Source organism: Brevirhabdus sp. (genome assembly GCF_052826345.1).
In genome coordinates, this window is sequence record NZ_JBRBUA010000083.1 from 1 (window position 1) to 5,834 (window position 5,834).

General features: G+C 59.2%; 4 protein-coding genes and 1 pseudogene. 3 read left to right on the plus strand and 2 right to left on the minus strand.

The annotated features are described in order from the left end of the window. Positions 1-145, plus strand: a pseudogene (locus ACU0BR_RS09900) (IS481 family transposase); the annotation flags it as partial. 368 nt (positions 146-513) lie between these two features. On the opposite strand, the gene uvrB reads toward ACU0BR_RS09900, so the two are convergent. Continuing rightward, positions 514-2,694 (minus strand): excinuclease ABC subunit UvrB, encoded by a 2,181-nt coding sequence (gene uvrB / locus ACU0BR_RS09905; RefSeq protein WP_446156676.1) that lies wholly within the window; start codon positions 2,692-2,694, stop codon positions 514-516. A 517-nt stretch (positions 2,695-3,211) separates the two neighbouring features. On the opposite strand from uvrB, the gene ACU0BR_RS09910 reads away from it, so the two are divergent. Both ACU0BR_RS09910 and ACU0BR_RS09915 read left to right on the plus strand, forming a co-directional pair. Beyond that, on the plus strand, positions 3,212-4,741 hold the full coding sequence (locus ACU0BR_RS09910; RefSeq protein ID WP_446156678.1) for a SulP family inorganic anion transporter: 1,530 nt from the start codon (positions 3,212-3,214) through the stop codon (positions 4,739-4,741). A 74-nt stretch (positions 4,742-4,815) separates the two neighbouring features. After that, the gene (locus ACU0BR_RS09915; protein WP_446156677.1) at positions 4,816-5,127 is read left to right on the plus strand and encodes an ETC complex I subunit; all 312 of its coding nucleotides are present in this window, start codon (positions 4,816-4,818) and stop codon (positions 5,125-5,127) included. Positions 5,128-5,669: 542 nt separating this feature from the next. Here ACU0BR_RS09915 and ACU0BR_RS09920 read toward each other — a convergent pair. Continuing rightward, positions 5,670-5,828: a zinc-binding dehydrogenase gene (locus tag ACU0BR_RS09920; protein ID WP_446156679.1), complete on the minus strand. Its 159-nt coding sequence runs from the start codon at positions 5,826-5,828 to the stop codon at positions 5,670-5,672. Positions 5,829-5,834: the final 6 nt, after the last annotated feature.

The window sequence follows — 5,834 nt, forward strand, 5'->3', positions numbered from 1 at the left end:
CCGCTATGTCTGGCTCTATAACCAGCAGCTCCCTCAATCGGCCTTGGGAAGCAAGACGCCCTTGCAGGCGATGAAAGACTGGCACAATCGCAAGCCGAAGCTGTTCAAGAAACAGCCATACTACCTGCCGGGATGTGACACATAATGTTCGGATCCGTTTTTGCTCCCCTCGAAGCGGCGGGCAGTTTGCTGCTTTTTGTCGTGGCTGTCTGCGGGGGGGAATTGAAAAATTCTGCTAACGTAAAACTCAACGAAGCAAATACCCCTTTATCCACCTCACTTGCCCATCCGCCAGACACGTGCATTGTATATATCGAAAAAATAAGAACCAGTCGCATCGCATGTCCTCCAACGATCAGGTCAGCTTGCGACGCTCAAGTTAAAATCTGGTTGATGCGCAAAAGGTGCGGCGTTTATTGGCATTCATCATTTCTTAAGGAATCACGCGCATCAATGTTCCTGTCAGCCCCAGCTTGGAGATTGCGAAACCTAATAGCCCAAACATGCACCCTCTTACCGCTTCTTGCGGCGCTTCACGTTTCCGCCATGCATCCCGCCGCGTCCAGCCGTTGAGCGGCCCGTTGATTTATGTGCAGCGTCTACCGCTTTCTCGACCGCTTGTTGCCGTGCCATTGGATCATCACTGACGAAAAGATCGACTGTTTCCAGACGCCTGACTTCATCACGCAAACGGGCTGCCTCTTCAAATTCGAGGTTTTCCGCCGCTTTCCGCATCTGCAACCGGAGGGAGTCGAGGTGAACCTGCAAATTGGCGCCTGCAAGCGGCGCCTCTATTTTCGCCGTGACGCGGTTCATGTCCACGTCGCCCTTGTAAAGGCCTGCCAGAATGTCTTCGACGTTTTTCTTGACGGTCATAGGTGTAATGCCGTTCGCTTCATTATACGCGATCTGCTTTTCACGCCGCCGCTCCGTTTCACGAATGGCGCGTTCCATGGATCCGGTAATGCGGTCTGCATACAAGACTGCACGCGCATCGACATTTCGGGCAGCGCGTCCGATTGTCTGGATCAACGAGGTTTCAGATCGCAGAAATCCTTCTTTATCGGCATTCAGAATTGCCACGAGCCCGCATTCGGGAATGTCTAACCCTTCGCGGAGCAGGTTGATTCCGATCAGAACATCGAAGGCCCCCAAGCGTAGGTCGCGCAAAATCTCGATACGCTCCAACGTGTCGATATCGGAATGCATGTAACGCACTTTTATGCCTTGCTCGTGCAAGTATTCCGTCAGATCTTCGGCCATTCGCTTGGTCAAAGTGGTAACCAAGGTACGGTAACCGTCTGCCGTGACCTTGCGTACTTCGTCGAGAAGATCGTCGACCTGCGTTTCGACGGGCCTGATTTCGATCACGGGGTCGAGCAACCCCGTGGGACGGATAACCTGCTCGGTGAACACGCCGCCCGTTTGTTCCAGTTCCCATGCCGCGGGGGTGGCAGACACGAAAATAGACTGCGGGCGCATGGCATCCCATTCTTCGAATTTGAGCGGCCGGTTGTCCATGCAGGACGGAAGGCGGAATCCATGCTCAGCCAAGGTGAATTTGCGCCGGTAGTCGCCGCGATACATGCCGCCAATTTGCGGAACCGAAACATGGCTTTCATCCGCAAACACAAGAGCGTTATCTGGAATGAATTCGAAAAGTGTCGGCGGCGGCTCGCCCGGAGCCCGCCCCGTCAGGTATCGGGAGTAGTTTTCGATTCCGTTGCAAACGCCGGTGGCTTCAAGCATCTCTATGTCGAAATTCGTGCGCTGCTCCAGCCTCTGCGCTTCCAGAAGTTTCGATTCGCTTACCAGTTGGTCGAGCCTCTGCCGAAGTTCTTTCTTTATATTGATGATGGCTTGTTTCATTGTCGGTTTCGGCGTCACGTAGTGACTGTTCGCATAAACTCGAATTTTGTCGAAGCTGCCCGTTTTCTCTCCTGTCAGCGGGTCGAACTCGGTAATTCCTTCAAGTTCATTTCCAAAGAAAGAGAGCCTCCATGCGCGATCCTCCAGGTGCGCGGGAAAAATCTCCAGACTATCGCCGCGCACCCTGAAACAGCCTCTCTGGAACGCTTGATCGTTGCGGCGATACTGTTGCGCGACCAGATCGGCAATGACTTTGCGCTGATCGTAACCGTTCCCGGCAATGAGGTCCTGGGTCATGGCGCCGTATGTTTCTACGGAGCCGATGCCGTAAATGCACGAAACCGACGCCACAATTATCACGTCGTCCCGTTCCAGCAAGGCACGGGTCGCGGAATGGCGCATGCGGTCAATCTGCTCGTTTATCTGGCTTTCTTTTTCGATAAATGTATCGGAACGCGCGACATAAGCTTCGGGCTGATAGTAATCATAGTAACTGACGAAATATTCCACCGCATTGTCCGGGAAAAAACCCTTGAACTCACCGTAAAGCTGCGCCGCAAGGGTTTTGTTCGGCGCAAGAATGATCGCTGGTCTTTGCGTCTCCTCGATCACCTTGGCCATCGTGAAGGTCTTGCCGGTGCCGGTCGCGCCCAGCAGCACCTGATCGCGTTCGCCCTGGTTCACTCCGCTCGCAAGCTCCGCGATCGCGGTCGGTTGATCCCCTGCCGCGGAGAAATCTGTCTGCATTCGAAAACGCTGTCCGCCTTCCAGCTTTTGCCGGTGGGCCAGCGCGGGGGCAGGGGCGTGCAATACGGGCATATCCATGTCAGGCGACTCCTTTGCCCCATGATGTGATCGCTTTTTGTTCTGGATCAAGGCCCGGTGGATTGCCGCATGGCGGCGAGAGGTGGAGAGGTCATGGCGGTCCGCGGAATGATCGACCGAGCCTTGATCGGGATGGCGGACGTGGCTGACAGGCTCAGGCCGATGCCAATTGCCAGCTTCGATCTCGGGGCGCGCGAAGGCTCATGTTCACTATATGTACATTTTTCTTCCCCAGACTTCAGTTGAAAGCTTTGAAATCGGTGCGGTGGCAAGGGAGGGGCAAAGTTTTGCAGGGGCCAAGTGAACTGTCTGCACCTATGCGGCGGCGCCTTTCGTCGCGCGTGCACGCGGATGATTGCGGGTTTCAACGTCGCAGCTTCCGGTGTAGGAGACTGCGGATTCAGCACAGAATGGAATGGTACTCTTGGTCAAAGCCTCACTGGCGCTTGTCGTCGAAAATTTTACTCGCCCTGGTGGCGCGGCACCGACGTGGAGCGCGGCGCGGGTTCGCATCGAGATGCTCGCCGGTCTTACGGTGGCTTTGGCGCTCGTCCCGGAGGCTGTCGCCTTCGCGTTTGTGGCCGGGGTCCATCCATTGGTCGGTCTTTATGCGGCCTTCATCGTAGGTCTGATCACCGCGCTGATCGGCGGGCGGCCGGGCATGATTTCCGGTGCGACGGGTGCGTTGGCGGTGGTAATGGTGTCACTGGTCTCCTTGCACGGGGTAGAATATCTCTTCGCGACAGTGGTGCTGATGGGGCTCATCCAGATCCTCGCGGGCGTTTTCCGGCTGGGAAAATTCATCCGCCTGGTCCCGCATCCGGTGATGCTGGGTTTTGTGAACGGGCTGGCGATCGTGATCTTCCTTGCGCAGCTGTCGCAGTTCCAGGTGCCGGGCTCTGCCGAGGCCGCCGGGCATGGGATCGGCAATGGACAATGGCTGACCGGATGGCCCCTCATCGTGATGCTGGCGCTGGTGGCTCTGACGATGGCGATCATCTGGGTGATGCCGCGCATTACTTCGGCCTTGCCTGCCCCATTGGCGGGCATTGGCATCGTCGCGGTGCTTGTCATCGCTTTCGGGCTGGATGTTCCGCGCGTGGGGGATCTGGCCTCGATCCAGGGCGGGCTGCCGACGCTGCATCTGCCGATGGTTCCGCTGACCTGGCAGACCCTCGAAATCATTTTGCCCTATGCCCTGATTCTGGCCGCCATCGGCTTGATCGAAAGCTTGCTGACACTGAATCTCGTGGGCGACATCACGGGCCAGCGCGGGGGGGCCAGTCAGGAATGCGTAGCGCAGGGTGTCGCGAACACGGTTACCGGGTTCTTCGGTGGTATGGGCGGTTGCGCGATGATCGGTCAGTCGATGATCAACGTGAAATCGGGGGGACGGACCCGGCTGTCGGGTGCTGCCGCGGCTATCTTCCTGCTCAGCTTCATCCTGTTCGGATCGGCCCTGATCGAGCTTATCCCGCTGGCGGCACTGGTGGGGGTGATGTTCATGGTGGTCATTGGCACCTTCGCCTGGAACAGCCTGCTGATCTTGCGTAAAATTCCCCTCACCGACGCGGCGGTGATGATCCTCGTCACGATCGTCACGGTCTGGACGGATCTTGCGACGGCTGTCGTGGTCGGCGTAATCGTGTCGGCGTTGGCCTATGCATGGAACAACGCCAAGCGGATCCACGCGCGCACGCGGATGACGCCCGAGGGGGCCAAGGTCTACGCGATCGAGGGGCCGCTCTTCTTTGGCTCCACCGACGGGTTTTCCGAAATTTTCTCTCCGGAGGAGGATCCCGCGGTGGTCATTGTCGATTTCGCCGACAGCCGGGTGGTGGATCAATCGGCGTTGCAGGCCATCGATGCGCTGGCGGTGAAATACGAGGCCGCGGGCAAGCAACTGCAATTGCGGCATCTTTCGCGCGATTGCCATCGTTTGCTGCTGCGGGCGGGCCAGCTTGTGCGAGAGGCCGGAGATGATCCCGATTACGGCCTCGCCGTCAATTACGGGGTGCGCGCCGGTTCGCTTGGCGGCGCACATTGAGGGCGCAGCCTTTCACCCGGGGCTTGATCCGGTTGCGCTCATAACGGATAAGACGGCAGCAAACGGAGAGGGTCATGCGAGCACGTATCTATCAGCCCGCACGCAATGCGATGCAATCGGGCACTGCCAAGACGCGCGGATGGGTGCTGGAATTTGCGCCCGAAACCACGCGGCAGATCGATCCGCTCATGGGGTGGACCAGTTCCGCCGATACGCAGGCCCAGGTGCGGCTTCAGTTCGACACCAAGGAAGCGGCCCTGGAATACGCGCGCGACCACGCCATCGAAGCAGTCGTTCTGAACCCGCAGAAACGCCGTCAAAACGTCCGCGCGGGCGGATATGGCGAGAATTTCGCGACATCCCGCAGGGGCGTCTGGACCCATTGATGCTGTAAGCCTTGCCTGGGAATTTCCCGTGGAAGGCGAAGGTTGACCGGGATCCAAATGTGGTATGTCGGCCCGACGGGATCAACCAAGCGACCTACGCAAATCGCGTCGCCTGCAGGGCTCGGCAACGGTCGGCCGGATCTCCTCACGTTCGATGTCGCCAACCAGATCGGTGAAGACTTCCGGGGTCTGACATGTGCGTCCGCGTCGCCGCCTGCGGGCCGATGCATCGGGCGCACCAGCACCCGCTCGCCCTTGCGCGCTCCATCCACTCCAGCGCCAACCGCGCTGATCGCGCCGCAGCAGGGGATCTCACGGCGCGGTGGCAGCGGAGCCTGGCAGCGGGCGCCTGCGAGATGCTGTCGCCGCACAAGGCGGGTGTGGCGCGCCGCGCTGCCGCGGCGACCGGCCTCGGCGGGGAAGAAGTTGAACTGCTCGTCATCATCGAAGGTGTCAGGCAGGCCCGGGCGCTGCATCGCCATGCCGCCGTCGCGAGCGCAAAGCGGCTGGGGCGCGGCTTGCGGAAAGCGCGCGCCCGAGGATCAGACCTCGACAACCACCTTGCCGAGCGCCTGACCGCCTTGCAGTCGGGCATAGGCGTCGCCGACCTGCGCAAGAGTGAATGACCGCTCGTCCAGCAAGGGCTTCACGGCGCCGCTATCCACCAGCTTGGCCAGGTCCGCGAGGATCTGCCCGTGCACCTCGCG